Annotated in this window: 11 protein-coding genes; 6 read left to right on the top strand and 5 right to left on the bottom strand. The window is 71.0% G+C overall.

The genetic code is table 11. The features are described 5' to 3' along the window. The 3 genes from R6V09_RS28825 to R6V09_RS28815 all read left to right on the top strand — a co-directional run. Positions 1 to 532: PucR family transcriptional regulator (locus tag R6V09_RS28825; RefSeq protein ID WP_317884370.1), on the top strand; the 532-nt coding region annotated here is incomplete at its 5' end. Positions 533 to 558: 26 nt separating this feature from the next. Continuing rightward, positions 559 to 1,491, top strand: coding sequence for a LysR family transcriptional regulator (locus R6V09_RS28820; protein WP_317884369.1), 933 nt, complete (start codon positions 559 to 561; stop codon positions 1,489 to 1,491). Positions 1,492 to 1,595: 104 nt separating this feature from the next. Next, a complete protein-coding gene (locus R6V09_RS28815; RefSeq protein WP_317884368.1) occupies positions 1,596 to 2,756 on the top strand; it encodes an NAD-dependent formate dehydrogenase in 1,161 nt (386 codons plus the stop codon). A gap of 45 nt (positions 2,757 to 2,801) precedes the next feature. Here the strand turns inward: R6V09_RS28815 and R6V09_RS28810 are convergent, their stop codons facing one another. Next, positions 2,802 to 3,197: a TOBE domain-containing protein gene (locus R6V09_RS28810; protein WP_317884367.1), complete on the bottom strand. Its 396-nt coding sequence runs from the start codon at positions 3,195 to 3,197 to the stop codon at positions 2,802 to 2,804. A gap of 98 nt (positions 3,198 to 3,295) precedes the next feature. Between R6V09_RS28810 and R6V09_RS28805 the strand changes: the two genes are divergently transcribed. Further along, the gene (locus R6V09_RS28805; protein WP_442810164.1) at positions 3,296 to 3,886 is read left to right on the top strand and encodes a DUF1707 SHOCT-like domain-containing protein; all 591 of its coding nucleotides are present in this window, start codon (positions 3,296 to 3,298) and stop codon (positions 3,884 to 3,886) included. Here the strand turns inward: R6V09_RS28805 and R6V09_RS28800 are convergent. The 3 genes from R6V09_RS28800 to R6V09_RS28790 all read right to left on the bottom strand — a co-directional run bounded on the left by R6V09_RS28800 (position 3,864) and on the right by R6V09_RS28790 (position 8,306). Next, positions 3,864 to 4,385 carry a hypothetical protein gene (locus R6V09_RS28800; protein WP_317884365.1) on the bottom strand — a complete coding sequence of 174 codons (522 nt, stop codon included), beginning with the start codon at positions 4,383 to 4,385 and terminating at the stop codon, positions 3,864 to 3,866. The genes R6V09_RS28805 and R6V09_RS28800 overlap by 23 nt on opposite strands. Before the next feature lie 119 nt (positions 4,386 to 4,504). Further along, positions 4,505 to 6,460: an amino acid transporter gene (locus R6V09_RS28795; protein ID WP_317884364.1), complete on the bottom strand. Its 1,956-nt coding sequence runs from the start codon at positions 6,458 to 6,460 to the stop codon at positions 4,505 to 4,507. A gap of 271 nt (positions 6,461 to 6,731) precedes the next feature. Continuing rightward, positions 6,732 to 8,306 (bottom strand): Na+/H+ antiporter, encoded by a 1,575-nt coding sequence (locus R6V09_RS28790; protein WP_317884363.1) that lies wholly within the window; start codon positions 8,304 to 8,306, stop codon positions 6,732 to 6,734. A gap of 183 nt (positions 8,307 to 8,489) precedes the next feature. Between R6V09_RS28790 and R6V09_RS28785 the strand changes: the two genes are divergently transcribed. Next, positions 8,490 to 11,012: an ATP-binding protein gene (locus tag R6V09_RS28785; protein WP_317884362.1), complete on the top strand. Its 2,523-nt coding sequence runs from the start codon at positions 8,490 to 8,492 to the stop codon at positions 11,010 to 11,012. Here R6V09_RS28785 and R6V09_RS28780 read toward each other — a convergent pair. Further along, on the bottom strand, positions 10,990 to 11,505 hold the full coding sequence (locus tag R6V09_RS28780; RefSeq protein WP_317884361.1) for a hypothetical protein: 516 nt from the start codon (positions 11,503 to 11,505) through the stop codon (positions 10,990 to 10,992). The two genes, R6V09_RS28785 and R6V09_RS28780, sit on opposite strands and share 23 nt — an antisense overlap. A 260-nt stretch (positions 11,506 to 11,765) precedes the next feature. Here R6V09_RS28780 and R6V09_RS28775 point away from each other — a divergent pair, with 260 nt between their 5' ends. Beyond that, positions 11,766 to 13,607 carry an APC family permease gene (locus tag R6V09_RS28775; RefSeq protein WP_317884360.1) on the top strand — a complete coding sequence of 614 codons (1,842 nt, stop codon included), beginning with the start codon at positions 11,766 to 11,768 and terminating at the stop codon, positions 13,605 to 13,607. Positions 13,608 to 14,421 lie beyond the last annotated feature (814 nt).

The following is a 14,421-nucleotide window of genomic DNA, read 5'->3' as shown; positions in this document are numbered from 1 at the left end:
CGTTGGGCGGTTGCCGGACGGTACCGCGTTCGCGGTCGTGGCCGGGGCTGAGGCCGGCGCGCTCCATGAGGTCTGGCCGCTCGTCGCCGCGGCCGAAGCCGCCGTGCCGCTCTACGGCGGGACCGGGGTGCCTGTCGCCGAGGCGAAGGATCTCAACGGGGCGCTGGCGCAGGCGCGTTACGCGCTCACCTCGGCGCGCGGTACCGCACGTGACGGGTCGGCGCTCACCGATGCCTCGGCGCTCACCGGGCTCGACGCGCTGCTCACCGGTGTGCCGGCCGAGGTCCGTACCGCCTTCAGCCGGACCGTCCTCGGTGAACTGCGGGGCAACGCCGTCCTGTTGGAGACCCTGGAGACCTTCCTCGCCTGTGACGGCTCCTGGGCGCGGACCGCGGAGGCGCTGCATCTGCATGTCAACTCCGTGCACTACCGCATCGGTCGCATCGAGCACTTCACCGGCCGCGACCTCTCCCGCCTCTACGACCGACTAGACCTGTGGGCGGCCCTGTTGTGCCGGACGGACAGCGCCTAGCCTGCACGTCACAGGGGAGGTCACGGATGCTGTTGCGTCAGCTGGAGTACCTCGTCGCGCTCGCCCGTGAGCGGCACTTCGCGCGCGCCGCGGCGGCCTGCTACGTCTCGCAACCCTCGCTGTCGGCCGCGATCCGCCGACTGGAGCACGAGTTGGACGTGCCCATCGTGCGGCGCGGCAGACGGTACGAGGGACTGACCCCGGAGGGTGAGGTGGTGCTCGCCTGGGCGCACCGCATCCTGGCCGAACGGGACGCCCTGCACCAGGAGTTGTCCGCATTGCGCGGAGGCCTCACCGGCACGCTGAGGCTGGGCGTGGTGCCGACCGCGCTGCCCGCCGCCTCCCTCCTCACCACCCCGTTCTGCGAACGGCATCCCCGGGCCCGGGTCGCCCTGGAGTCGCTGTCGTCCGTCGGCATCACCCAGGGGCTCGCCGAGTTCGAGCTGGACGTGGCGATGACGTATATGGACGACGACACCCTGCGCAACGTCCGCCGCTTCCCGCTCTACGAGGAGCGGTACGTGCTCCTCACGCCGGTCGACGGGCCACTTGCCAGTGTGACCAAGGCCAGTTGGGCACAGGCGGCCACGCTTCCCCTCTGCCTGCTCAACTCGCGGATGCGCAACCGCCGCATCATCGACGAGTGCTTCGCCGCCGAAGGCGCTACGGCCTCTCCTGCGATCGAGTCGGACAGCGTCGCCGGGCTCTACACGCTGCTGCCCGGCGGGCGTTGGTCCAGCGTGATCTCGCATGCGTGGCTGCACATGTTCGACGTACCGGACGGAATGCGGGTCGTACCCCTGAACGGGCCCGCGCACGGGCCGCGGGTCGGACTGGTCGTCGCCCGCAGCGATCCCCAATCGGTGCTGGCGGAGGCGCTGTTGAAGGTGGCGAGGGAGGCGGGCGTACGGGACGCGCTCGACGAGCTGCTCACCGCCCACCTGGGCGAGGTCCGCTGATAGACGCGGGCTATCCGGGCATAGCAACGTTCGCTTTGACCAGGGCGATCGACCCCGAGGATCGTGAAGTGCATCTTCCGACAACGGAGTTGAGGAGCCGCGACATGGCCAAGGTTCTCTGTGTCCTGTACGACGACCCGACCGACGGATACCCGACCTCGTACGCCCGCGACGACCTGCCCGTGATCGACCACTACCCGGGCGGCCAGACCACCCCCACCCCCGAAGCGGTCGACTTCACCCCCGGTCACCTCCTCGGCAGCGTCTCCGGTGAACTCGGCCTGCGCGCCTACCTGGAGGCCGCCGGGCACGCCCTCGTAGTCACCTCCGACAAGGACGGCGAGGGCTCGGTCTTCGACCGGGAACTGGTCGACGCCGACATCGTGATCTCGCAGCCGTTCTGGCCCGCGTACCTCACCCCCGAGCGGATCGCCGCCGCGAAGAACCTCAAGCTCGCGGTCACCGCCGGCATCGGCTCCGACCACGTCGACCTCGACTCGGCGATCTCCCACGGCGTGACGGTCGCCGAGGTGACGTACTGCAACAGCATCAGCGTCGCCGAACACGTCGTGATGATGACGCTCTCCCTCGTGCGCAACTACCTGCCGTCGCACCAGGTCGTCCTCGACGGCGGCTGGAACATCGCGGACTGCGTGGCCCGTTCGTACGACCTCGAAGGCATGCACGTCGGTACGGTCGCCGCCGGGCGGATCGGACTCGCCGTGCTGCGGCGGCTCGCGCCCTTCGACGTGAAGCTGCACTACACCGACCGGTACCGGCTGCCCGAGGACGTGGAGCGGGAGTTGGGGCTGACCTGGCACGAGAGCGCCGAGGACATGGTGCCGCACTGCGACGTCGTGACGATCAACGCGCCGCTGCACCCCGAGACGGAGGGGCTGTTCGGCGACAAGCTGCTCGCGCAGATGAAGCGCGGCGCGTATCTCATCAACACCGCGCGGGCGAAGATCGTCGACCGCGATGCCGTCGACCGGGCGCTGCGCAGCGGGCAGTTGGCGGGGTACGCCGGTGACGTGTGGTTCCCGCAGCCGGCTCCGGCGGACCACCCGTGGCGGACCATGCCGCACCACGGGATGACCCCGCACATCTCCGGTTCGTCGCTGTCGGCGCAGGCCCGGTACGCGGCTGGGACCCGGGAGATCCTGGAGGCGTTCTTCGCGGGGCGGCCGATCCGGGACGAGTACCTGATCGTGGACGGGGGTGCGCTGGCGGGGACCGGCGCGCACTCCTACTCGGTCAACAAGTGACGGAACACTCCGTCGGCACGTGAGCGACGGAGGCCACGGCCCGCTTCACACCCGGTCGATGTGCACGTTCGTCGACTTCACGCGGGCGGTGGCCTCCATGCCGACCTCCAGGCCGAGTTCCTCGACCGCCTCACGGGTCAGCAGCGAGACCAGCCGGTGCGGGCCCGCCTGGATCTCGACCTGGGCGGCGACATCGCCGAGCTTGATCGCGGTGACGATACCGGGGAACGCGTTGCGCACCGAGGTGTAGGAGGTGTCCTCCTCGACGACGCCCGACTTCGCCAACTCCACCGAGAACGCGGCCAGATCGACACCGTCGATGAGCCGACGGCCGCCCTCGTCGCGGTGGGTCGTCACCCGGCCCGCGTCCGCCCACCGGCGCGCGGTGTCCGGACTCACGCCGAGCAGCCGCGCGGCCTGGCCGATTGTGTAGGACTGCATAGGCGCCACCCTAGGTGCAGAAACGGAAGTCGGTGGACGGGGGGTTGGCTCTGGGGTATAACGCGATATAGCGTCAGTCCGTCGATCGGGGTGAGGGTATGTCGGGTGAGCTGATGAGCACGACCGCGTTGCGGGCCTCGCATGCGGACCGGGACCGCGTCGTGGACGTGCTGACCGGCGCGGCCGGTGACGGACGGCTGACCGCCGAGGAGCTGGACGAGCGCGTGGAGGCGGCCCTGACTGCCCGCACGCTGGGGGAGTTGGCGGTTCTGACGGCCGATCTGCCGGTGGTGGCCGGTGCGGTCGCGGCGGAGGTCAGGGATGTCGTCCGTATCGAGCAGCACGGCGGTTCGGCGCACCGTGGCGATGGCTGGGTGGTGCCGCGCAGGCTGGAGATCCGGTCGAGCCTGGGCGATGTGACCCTCGACTTCACGCAGGCGGTGATCACCGAGGGCACCTTGCGCATCGACCTGGACATGCATCTGGGTGCGCTGCGATTGGTGGTCCCGCCGGGCGTAGTGGTGGACACCGACTCCCTGGTGTTCAGCTACGGGAAGATCAAGACGCGCGGGCGCGCCGACGCCGGTGCGCCGGTCGACCTGCGGATCGAGGTCGTTGGGCAGATACGGCTCGGGAAGGTCGTGGTGCGCCGGACGCGGCGCAAGGTCAGGAAATCCCCGACGCCCTGAGCACCGACCGGGCCGTCTCGTCGTCGATCAGATGGCCCAGGTGACGTCGGACATCGGTGCCCTGGCGCAGGGTGCCGCGCTCCATCGAGTGCCGTATGCCCGTGTCCAGTTCGTGCCAGAGCAGGGGGTTGGCGACCAGCACCCGGGGGTCCAGTTCGAGCCATTGCCCGTACGTGTCCCGCAGCACCAGGCGCGCGGAGACATCGCCGTACTGCCGTACGACGGTCAGCGCGTCCGTGTGCACCGTGCGCCGCAGCAGCGGGGTGTCCACGGTCAGCCAGCCGGGGCCCGCGGTGACGCGATGCGGGAGCAGCACTGTGAAGAGCGCCGCCGACATGGCGAACCACAGCAGCGCGCGGGTCAGGGTCAGGGTTCCGGCGTTCCAGTCGACCAGCAGGGTCATCCCGAGGAAGCCGAGCGCGCAGCCCGTCGCCAGCCGGGCGTCGCCACGCCAGTGGCGGTCGCCGGCCGGGTCCGGTGGTGGTGGGCTGTGCCGCATGACGCCGACCGTAGGCCGCCGGGAGCGCGGCGCGCCGGGCGCTGACGGGGCTCTTACGCTGCGGGACCGGATTTTGTCGCGTCTCTTACGGTGACGGTGACAAGGCGGGTCCTGAACGGTCAACCCGTGTGCACGCGCGGCCGGCGCGCCCGGTCCGGTTCCGCCTCGCGGAGGACCTCGCGGGTGACCGGGGCGACCTCACCCTGGCCGAAGAGGAAGAAGCGGAGGAAGTTGGCGAAGGGGTTGCCCTCGGTCCACTCGAAGTACATGTGCGGGATGCGGCCCGTCGTGTCGCGGGCGTGCAGCATCAGCGCGGCAAGGGCGTTCGGAATGGACGAGGACTCCAGGGTCAGCACCCGGTAGCGGCCGTGCAGCACCTCGCCGCGCACGGTCAGGCCCGCCTCGAACTCGGAGGCGTCGAGGACCGTCACCTCCACGAACACGAAGTCCTCGCCGGGGATGTCGTTGTCGTTGCGGATCTGCTCGATCTTGTCCCGGTACTCGGCCTTGTCCCGGCGCTCGGGTTCGTTCGCGACGAAGCGGATCTTCCGGCTGGCCATGTCCCGGATGAATCGTTCCGCCATGGGGTCCAGCTGCACGCTGGTGACGCGCAGTTCGAAGGCGCGGGCCAGCCGGGACAGCAGGGAGACCAGGATGATGCCGGCGATGAAGCAGGCGCCGATCTTCACGCCGTCCGGGCGCTCGATGACGTTCACGACGGTGACGTAGAGGAGGACCGCCGAGACGACCCCGAAGGCGATGGTCCAGTTGCGCTGGCGGGCGCGGCGGGCGGAGATGGTCACCGCGATCGCGGCCGAGGACATCAGGACCAGGACGCCGGTGGCGTAGGCGCCGCCCTGCGCGTCGACGCTGGCGTCGAAGATCCAGGTGACCAGGAACGCGACCAGCGTGAAGACGATCACCATCGGGCGCACGGCACGGGCCCAGTGCGGGGCCATGCCGTAGCGGGGCAGGTAACGCGGCATCAGGTTGAGCAGGCCGGCCATCGCGGAGGCGCCGGCGAACCACAGGATGGCGATGGTGGAGAAGTCGTAGACCGTGCCGAAGGCGTTGCCCAGGTACTCGTGCGAGAGATACGCCAGTGCGCGTCCGTTGGCCCGGCCGCCGGACTCGAACTCCTTCTCCGGGATGAGCACGGTGGTGATGAAGCTGGTCGCGATCAGGAACACGCTCATGATGAGCGCGGCGGCGGTGAGCAGCTTCTTGGTGTCCCGGATCCGGCCCTTCGGATTCTGCTCGGTGTCGTCCGGGTCGCCCTCGACGTGCGGCATGACGGCCACACCGGTCTCGAAGCCGGAGAGGCCCAGCGCCAGCTTGGGGAAGACCAGCAAGGAGACGCCGACCATGGCGAAGACGTTGCCGTGTTCGGTGGTCAGCGCACTGGTCCAGTCGGTGACCACGTGTCCCTCGGTGACCACGTGCCACATCCCGACGATCACGACCACGGTGTTGAGCACCAGGTACGCCACCACCAGGTACACCGCGACGCCGATCGCCTCCAGGAAGCCCTTGAGGAACACCGCGCCCAGCAGGGCGACCAGGATCAGGGTGATCAGCATCTGCTTGTCGTGCAGCACGCTCGTGAAGTGCGGGTTCTCCACCAGGTGGGTGGAGGCGTCCGCCGCCGAGAGAGTGATGGTGATCAGGAAGTCGGTCGCGGCGAAGCCGAGCAGGGCCAGGACGAACAGCTTGCCCTTCCAGAACGACAGCAGCCGCTCCAGCATCGCGATGGAGCCCTCGCCGTGCGGGCTCTCCTCGGCCACCCGGCGGTACACGGGCAGGGCGCCGAAGAGAGTGACCAGCACGAGGACGATGGTCGCCACCGGCGACAGCAGTCCGGCGGCCAGGGCGGCGATGCCGGGCTGGTAGCCGAGGGTGGAGAAGTAGTCGACGCCGGTCAGACACATCACCCGCCACCAGCGCTGGCCCTCGTGGGCGTGCTGCTCGGGTTCCGGCACGGGCTGCGGAGCCTGTCTGCCGTTCTTGCCCATGTCGGCCAGGCCCTCCAGCATCCAGGCGCGCAGGCGACTGGGAGGGTGTTCGGTCGTGGTCATGGGCGTGCTCCTGGGGTGCGGGTCAGCGTGCGGTTTCTGGCCATCACGCGGACGGCGGCACCAGCGTAAGCGGAGAGTGACGCGTGGGCCCATGGATGTCGGGGCCGTAGGCGTCAATCTTCCGTTAAGACTGGCCGGGTGGGCGGCAGGGGCACATCAGGAAGGGGTGGCCGGGAGCGTTTCGGGGCGCGTTGGGCTGTATGGGGGGTGTGGGGAGGGCGATGGGTGGGCGATACGGGGCGGTGGACACCGAGCGTGACGACGGGCCGCCTCACACGTCCGCCAGCCTCGCCTCCTCCAGGTCCAACGACCGCTGGAGCCGCCTGCGGGTCGTGTCGCTGATGGTGTGGTCGTCGTAGAGACGCTGGAGTTCCACCGCCTCGACGGCGATCAGGTCGCGGCGGAGCTGGCGGTAGACCAGGTCGGCCGACTCCGTGTGTGACGCGTGGCCGTTGTTCTCGGCGAGGCGGTCGCGGGCGTCGTCGAGGCGGGCGTTGAGGCCGCGGCGGAGGCGGTCGAGGACCACGTCCGGTACGGCTTCCAGTTCCGCGAGTTCGTCGAGGCGGCGGATGCCCGCGTCGGCCAACCGGCAGCGGGCGGACGCCTCTTCGCGTTCCGTGTGGTCGGGCTCCAGCGCGATGCCGGAGCGGCGGACGACGGGCGCGAGGGTGAAACCCTGCACGACCAGCGTGACCACGACGACCGAGGTGGTCAGGACGAGGACCAGCGGTCGGTCGGTCAGCGTGGCGCCGCTCTTGGTGACCTCCGGGATCGACAGCGCCGCCGCCAGCGGGAGGACACCCCGGGTGCCCGCCCACGTCAGCACCATCGGCACCCGCCAATTCACCCTGTGCGTCCCGCCCTTGCGCTGCACCACCGCCGACAGCGGCGCCAGCCACAGCAGTCGTACGGCGATCAGGGTGCCCGCCACCGCGAGCGCGTACAGCGGCCAGGCCCGGTCGCCGTCGGACAGCGCCCGTACCTGTGCGGGCAGCGCCAGTCCGATCAGGGAGAACACCACGCTCTCCAGCAGGAACACCAACGTGCCGTAGACGGCGTGCAGTTGGAGCCGGATGCGGGCGTTGGTGAGCCGGTCGCCGCGACCGCCCAGGACGACGCCCGCCACCACCACCGAGGTCACGCCCGACGTGTTCGCGCCCTCTGCCAGCACATAGGCCGCGTACGGCGTGACCAGGGCGATCACCGTCTCCAGGACCGGGTCCTCGGTGTGCCGCCGGATCAGTGTCACGACGTAGGCGACGGCCGCCCCGATGACCGTGCCGCCGCCCGCGAGCACGACGAACTCGCCGCCCGCCGAGCCCCAGTCGGCCGCCGCCGAGGCCACCGCGACGCTTACCGCGACCCGGAACAGGACCAGCGAGGTCGCGTCGTTGAACAGGGACTCCGCCTGGACGAGCATCTGGACCCGGGGCGGGAGCGCGAGCCGTCGGCCCAGCGCGGTGACGGCGACCGGGTCGGTGCTGGCCAGGACCGCGCCGAGCACGAACGCCATCTGCCAGGACAGCGGGGTCACCGTCGACGCGACCCAGCCCACGGCCGCCGCGGACGCGAGGACCAGGCCGATCGCCAGGATCCCGACCGGCTTCCACACGGCCTTCAGCTCGCGCCACGACAAGTCCTCGGCACTGGCGTAGAGCAGCGGCGGCAGCACCACCAGGCCGATGACGTCCGGGCTGATCTCGATGGCCGGGGTGCCCGGCAGCAGGGCCACGGCGAGACCGGCGACCACGAGCAGAGAGGGCGCCGGGATACGCCACCGGCGGGCGAACGTCGCCACCAGCGTCGCCAGTACCACCAGTGCCAGAACCGTGCCGACGCCGCGCATGCCGTCCCCCTGTGGTCTTGGACGAGCCCATGCGGACTCCCCGCCGACCAGACTTCCCGGCACACCGCGCTCACCCTAACCCGGCCCGGCGACGTCAAGACAGTGTCAACGTCCTTGCGGGCGGCGCCAGGGACGCATCAAGAAGCCCGCCCGAAGGCCTGCGGAGCGCTTCTCTGGGAGGCGATGAACGACGTACTGCGACGCGGGCGACTGAAGGTCTACCTCGGGGCGGCCCCGGGTGTCGGCAAGACCTACCGCATGCTCGACGAGGCGCGGCGCCGGGCCGCCCGGGGCGCCGATGTGGTGGTGGGGTTCGCCGAGTGCCACGGGCGCCCGCGCACCGAGGCGATGCTCGACGGCCTGGAGGTCGTCGCGCGGGCCCAATGTGCCTATCGGGGCGGGTACTTCGAGGAGATGGACCTCGGCGCGGTCCTCGTCCGCCGCCCGGAGGTGGCCGTCGTCGACGAGTTCGCCCACAGCAACGTCCCCGGCGGCGGACGCAACGCCAAGCGGTGGCAGGACATCGACGAGCTGCTCGCCGCCGGCATCGACGTCGTCACCGCCGTCAACGTGCAGCATCTGGCCTCCCTCAAGGACGTCGTCGAGAAGATCACCGGGGTGCCGCAGCACGAGACGGTGCCCGACGACGTCGTACGCCGGGCCCAGCAGATCGAGCTGATCGACATGCCGCCGGAGGGACTGCGGCGGCGCATGGCACACGGCAATATCTACGCGCCGGAGAAGATCGACGCGGCCCTCGCCAACTACTTCCGGCCCGGAAACCTCACCGCCCTACGGCAGTTGGCGCTGCTGTGGGTCGCCGACCGGGTCGACGAGGCCCTGCACACCTACCGCGCCGAGCACGCGATCGGCGGGGTGTGGGAGACCCGGGAACGGGTGGTCGTCGCCCTCACCGGCGGCCCCGAGGGCGACACACTCGTCCGGCGGGCCGCCCGCATCGCCGACCGGTCGGCAGGCGGTGATCTGCTCGCCGTGCACGTGGCGCGCAGCGACGGACTCGCCGCCGGGGTGTCCCACGCCTCGCTCGCCCGGCAGCGCAGGCTCGTCGAGGACCTCGGCGGCAGCTACCACTCGGTGGTCGGCGACGGAGTCGCCACCGCCCTGGTCGAGTTCGCCCGCACCGAGAACGCCACCCAACTCGTCCTCGGCACCAGCCGCCGGGGCCGGTTCGAGCGGTTCCTGACCGGACCCGGCACGGGCGAGACGGTCACGGAACTCTCCGGTGACATCGACGTCCACCGGGTCACGCACGAGCGAGCCGGCCGCGGCACCCTGCTGCCGTCCCGGCGGCGCACCTTGTCGACTGCACGGCTAATTGCCGGTCCCGTAGCGGGACTTGTGCTGCCGGTGCTGCTCACCGTGTGTCTCGCCCAGGTGCGCGGCACGGTCAACCTCACCAGCGAGGCACTGCTGTTCCTGCTCGCCGTCGTCGGGGTTGCCTGCATAGGCGGTGTCACCTCGGCGGTCATCGCGTCGGTGACGGCCTCGCTGCTGCTCAACTACTGGTTCATCCCGCCCATCGGCCAGTTCACCCTGGACGACCCCAACGCCCTTTTGGCGCTGGGGGTGTTCACGGTGGTGGCGGCGACCGTGGCCGCCGTCGTCGACCGTTCGCTACGACTGTCCCGGCGCTCGGCGCGTGCCACCGCCGAAGCGGAGACGATGTCCTCCCTCGCGGGCAGCATCGTGCGCGGCGGCCAGACGATCCCGGCCTTGCTGGAACGCACCCGCGAGACCTTCGGCACCGACTCGGCGGAACTCGTCGACGAACCACCGGACCACGAGGTCGGCGCCGGTGTCACCACCGTCCCCGCCGGTCCCGGAGCTTTCCTCGTCCTGCGCGGACGCACCCTGTCCTCCTCGGAACGACGGGTGCTCGCCGCCTTCGCCGCGCATGTCGGCTCCGCCGTCGAACGGGCCCAACTCGCCCAGGCGGCAGCCGAGATAGAGCCGGTGAAGGCCGCCGACCGGTTGCGTACGGCGCTGCTGCGGGCGGTCGGCCACGACCTGCGGACCCCGCTCGCGGCGGGCTGGGCCGCCGTCACCTCGCTGCGCGGCCGGGACGTGGAGTTCTCGGACGAGGACCGCGACGAACTCCTCGCCACCGCCGACGAGTCCATGGCCAAGCTGAACCGACTCCTTGAGAACCTCCTCGACTTGAGCCGCCTTGAGGCGGGCGTCCTCCCCCTCAACCTGCGGGCCACCAGCCTGGAGGAGGTGCTGCCGATGGCCCTCGCGGACGTGCCCGACGTGGACCTGCGGGACGTGGAGTCGATTCCGCCGGTGCTCGTCGATCCACCCCTGCTGGAACGCGTGATCGCCAACCTGGCAGGCAACGCGGCCCGCCACACCCCGCCCGGGCGCCGGGTCCTGGTCACCGCCAGCGCACTGGGCGGGCGGGTGGAGTTGAGGGTCGTGGACCGAGGGCCCGGGCTCCCGACTACCGGCCGCGACCGCCTCTTCGAACCCTTCCAGCGCCTCGGTGACACCGACAACACCACCGGCCTCGGCCTCGGACTCGCCCTCGCGCGCGGCCTCACCGAGGCGATGAACGGGACGCTCACCCCTGAGGACACACCGGGCGGCGGCCTCACCATGGTCGTGTCGATCCCGTTGGCAGAGCGGGCAGTTCAACCGGACCCGACCGACCCGGCCACGGCGGCTACTCCAGGCCTGACACCCTGAACACGGTCTCCGCGGTCTCGCGCTCGACGCGTTCCGCGATCCGGCGCAGCACGGTCGCCCCGCAGGTCAGCGTGCCGGAGGCGAGGGACCGGCGGGAGTCCTCGGCCAACCGGTGCCACAAGTCAGGGTTGTTGACCAGCACATCGGGATCGATCTCGACCCGGTCGCCGAACTCGTCCCGCAGCAACAGCCGTTGAGAGACCCCGTCCAGACAGCGCACCGACACCAGCCGGTCCGTGCGGACGCGTCGCTCGCGCAGCAGCCCGCGCGAGGACAGCCAGCCCTCGCCCGCCCGGACCCGCGCCGGATACAGCACCACGAAGAGCAGGACCGCGAGCGCCAACCAGAGCGCGCCGCGCCAGAGGGTGAGACGCCCGCCGAAGTGGTCGGCGACCAGCAGGAGTCCGAGGAGCGCGCCCGCGCAGCGGAATGTGCCGCGCAGGTCCCGCGCCCACTGCCGGTCCTGTGCCGCTGCGTCGTACGGGCGTCCCATGGTGGCGACCGTAGAGATTCCCGGCGTACGGAGGCCGGGCTTTGACGCGACTCTGACGGGTGTCCGGTGGTTCTTGACGCCCTCGCAGCGGCCGGGAGCAGTTGCCCTGGTCACACGCTCGTCAAGTTCGCGTCAAAGAACGTGTGTTCGGCGCGAAGAAGCCGCAAGGAGAAGGGGAAACCGGTGGTGGTGGGACAGAACCTTGAGCGCACGCGCGCGTTCCCGCCACCGCGCGTCCGTACGCGAAGGAGCACACCAGCATGACCGTTCTGACTGTCCAGCCGGGTGAGACGCCCGCCGACGAGGAGCCCCCGGATACCGGCGAGCGCCATCGGCTCACCGCACTCGCCGGGTTCGCCGCCCTCTCCCTGGACGCCATGGCGTCGGTGGCCTACGGCCCCGAGGCGATCGTCCTCGTGCTGGCCGCCGCCGGTGCGCACGGACTCGGCTTCACCCTGCCGGTGACGCTCGCCATCGCCGCCCTGCTGGCGGTGCTCGTCGCCTCGTACCGGCAGGTCATCGCGGCCTTCCCGGACGGCGGGGGTTCCTACGCCGTGGCGCGGGCCCACCTGGGCGCGCGGACGAGCCTGGTGGCCGCCGCCTCGCTGGTGCTGGACTACGTCCTGAACGTCGCCGTCGCCGTCACCGCCGGAGTCGCGGCCCTGACCTCGGCCTTCCCCGGGCTGTACGACGACCGGCTGTGGCTGTGCCTCGCGGTGCTCGTGCTGGTCACGGCGGTGAACCTGCGCGGGATCGTCGAGTCGGCCCGCGCCTTCATCGTGCCGACCGTCGTCTTCGTCGGCTCCATCCTCGTGCTCATCGCGGTGGGCCTGTTCCGGTCCGCGCCGGTGAGCACCGCGACCGCCGACGGCCATGTCTCCGCGCTCGCCGACAACGCGACGAGCGTGGGCACCCTGCTGTTGCTGAAGGCTTTCGCCAGCGGCTGCAGCGCCCTCACCGGCGTCGAGGCCATCGCCAACGCCGTGCCCTCCTTCCGCGCACCTTGCGTGAAGCGGGCCCAGCGTGCGGAGGTCGCCCTCGGCGCGGTGCTCGGCGTGATGCTGATCGGCCTGTCGGTGCTGATCTCCCGCTTCCACCTCCAGCCCGTCCAGGGCGTCACCGTCCTCGCCCAGCTCGCGGACGCCTCGCTCGGCCACAACTGGGCTTTCTACGTCATCCAGTTCGCGACGATGATCCTGCTCGCCCTGTCCGCGAACACGTCCTTCGGCGGGCTGCCGGTGCTGCTGAAGCTGCTGGCCCGCGACAACTACCTCCCGCACGTCTTCGCGCTCAAGGCCGACCGCCAGGTGCACCGGCACGGCGTGCTCGCGCTGGCCGCGGTCTCGGCGGCCCTGCTGGTGTTCTCCGGCGGCGACACCAACACCCTCGTGCCGCTCTTCGCGATCGGTGTCTTCGTCGGCTTCACCGTCGCCCAGGTCGGCATGGTCCGGCACTGGCGCGGCGAACGCGGACCCGGCTGGCGCGGCAAGGCCCTGCTGAACGGCTTCGGCGCGGTCCTCACCGGCGTCGCTGCGGTCGTCGTCACCGCGAGCAAGTTCGAGGAGGGCGCCTGGCTGATCGTGATCACCCTGCCGCTGCTCGTGCTCGCCTTCGAGACCGTGCACCGCGCCTACGCGCACATCGGCGAACGGCTCGGCCTCGGCCGGATCCCGGAACCACCGCACCGAGACCGGTCGGTGGTGATCGTGCCCGTCTCGTCCCTGTCCCGGCTCACCTCCGAGGCGCTGACGGCCGCCGCCTCCCTCGGCGACGAGGTCCGCGCGGTCACCGTCTGCTACCCCGACCCCGAGGACCGCGCCCACCTCCACGCCCTTGAGCGCGCCTGGGCCGAGTGGAACCCCGGCGTGCCCCTGGTCCGGCTCGCCTGCGAACGCCGCACGCTGGGCCGCCCGATCGCCGCCTACGTACGGGACGTGTCGGCGACCGAACCGGACACCCGGGTCACCGTCCTGATCGCCGAGGTGGAGCCGGTCCGGCTGTGGCAGCGGCTGCTCCAGAACCAGCGGGGGGCCGTCGTCGCCCATGCCGTACGACGGGACACGGACGCGGTGATCTGCCGGCTGCGGTTCCGGTTGTTCTGACGCCGGGGGGTGGGGCGGGCGTCTGCTTCGACGTCGGGGTGTGGCGCGGGCGCCTGCGCCTGCCGGACGGCGTCGGTGTGGAGCCGCTTGCGGGTCGGTGCCGGTGTTGGTGTAGGACGCCCGCGGGCTGGTGCCGGCGTGGGTGTAGAGCCGCCTTGATCCGGTGCTGGCGTTGGGCGTAAAACGGCCACGGGCTGGTGCCGGTGGCGGAGTTAGAGCCTCCTGCGGGTCGGTGCTGGCGTCGGCGTAAGACGCCTGCGGGCGGGTGCTGACGCGGCCGTTGGAAGGGCCTGTGGCCCGGTGTCAGCGCTGCCGTAAAGCCGCCTGCGGCCCGGTGCGGGTATCGGCGTGAGGCGCCCACGGGTCGGTGTAGGTGGCGGCGTGAGAACCTCTTGCGGGTTGGTGCTGGCTTCGGCGTTAGAGCCGCCCGGGGCCTGGTGCTGGCGTTGGGCGTAAAGCGCCCACGAGCTGGTGTCGGTGGCGGCGTGAGAGCCTCCTGTGGGTCGGCGCCGGCATTGGCGTAAAACGGCTGCGGGCGGGTGCTGATGCCGCCGTTGGAAGGGCCTGTGGCCCGGTGTCAGCGTTGCTGTAGAGCTGCCTGCGGCCCGGTGCTGGCGTCGGGTGTAAATCGCCCACGGGCTGGTGCTGGCGGCGTTAGAACCTCCTGCGGGTAGGTGCGGGCATAGGCGTAAAACGCCTGCGGGCGGGTGCCGACGCCGCCGTTGGAAGGGCCTGTGGCCCGGTGCCAGCGCTGCCGTAAAGCCGCCTGCGGCCCGGTGCGGGTATCGGCGTAAGGCGCCCACGGGTCGGTGTC

The organism is Streptomyces sp. W16 (genome assembly GCF_033194735.1).
Classification (GTDB): domain Bacteria; phylum Actinomycetota; class Actinomycetes; order Streptomycetales; family Streptomycetaceae; genus Streptomyces.
This window is presented reverse-complemented; position numbering and strand designations above follow the sequence as displayed.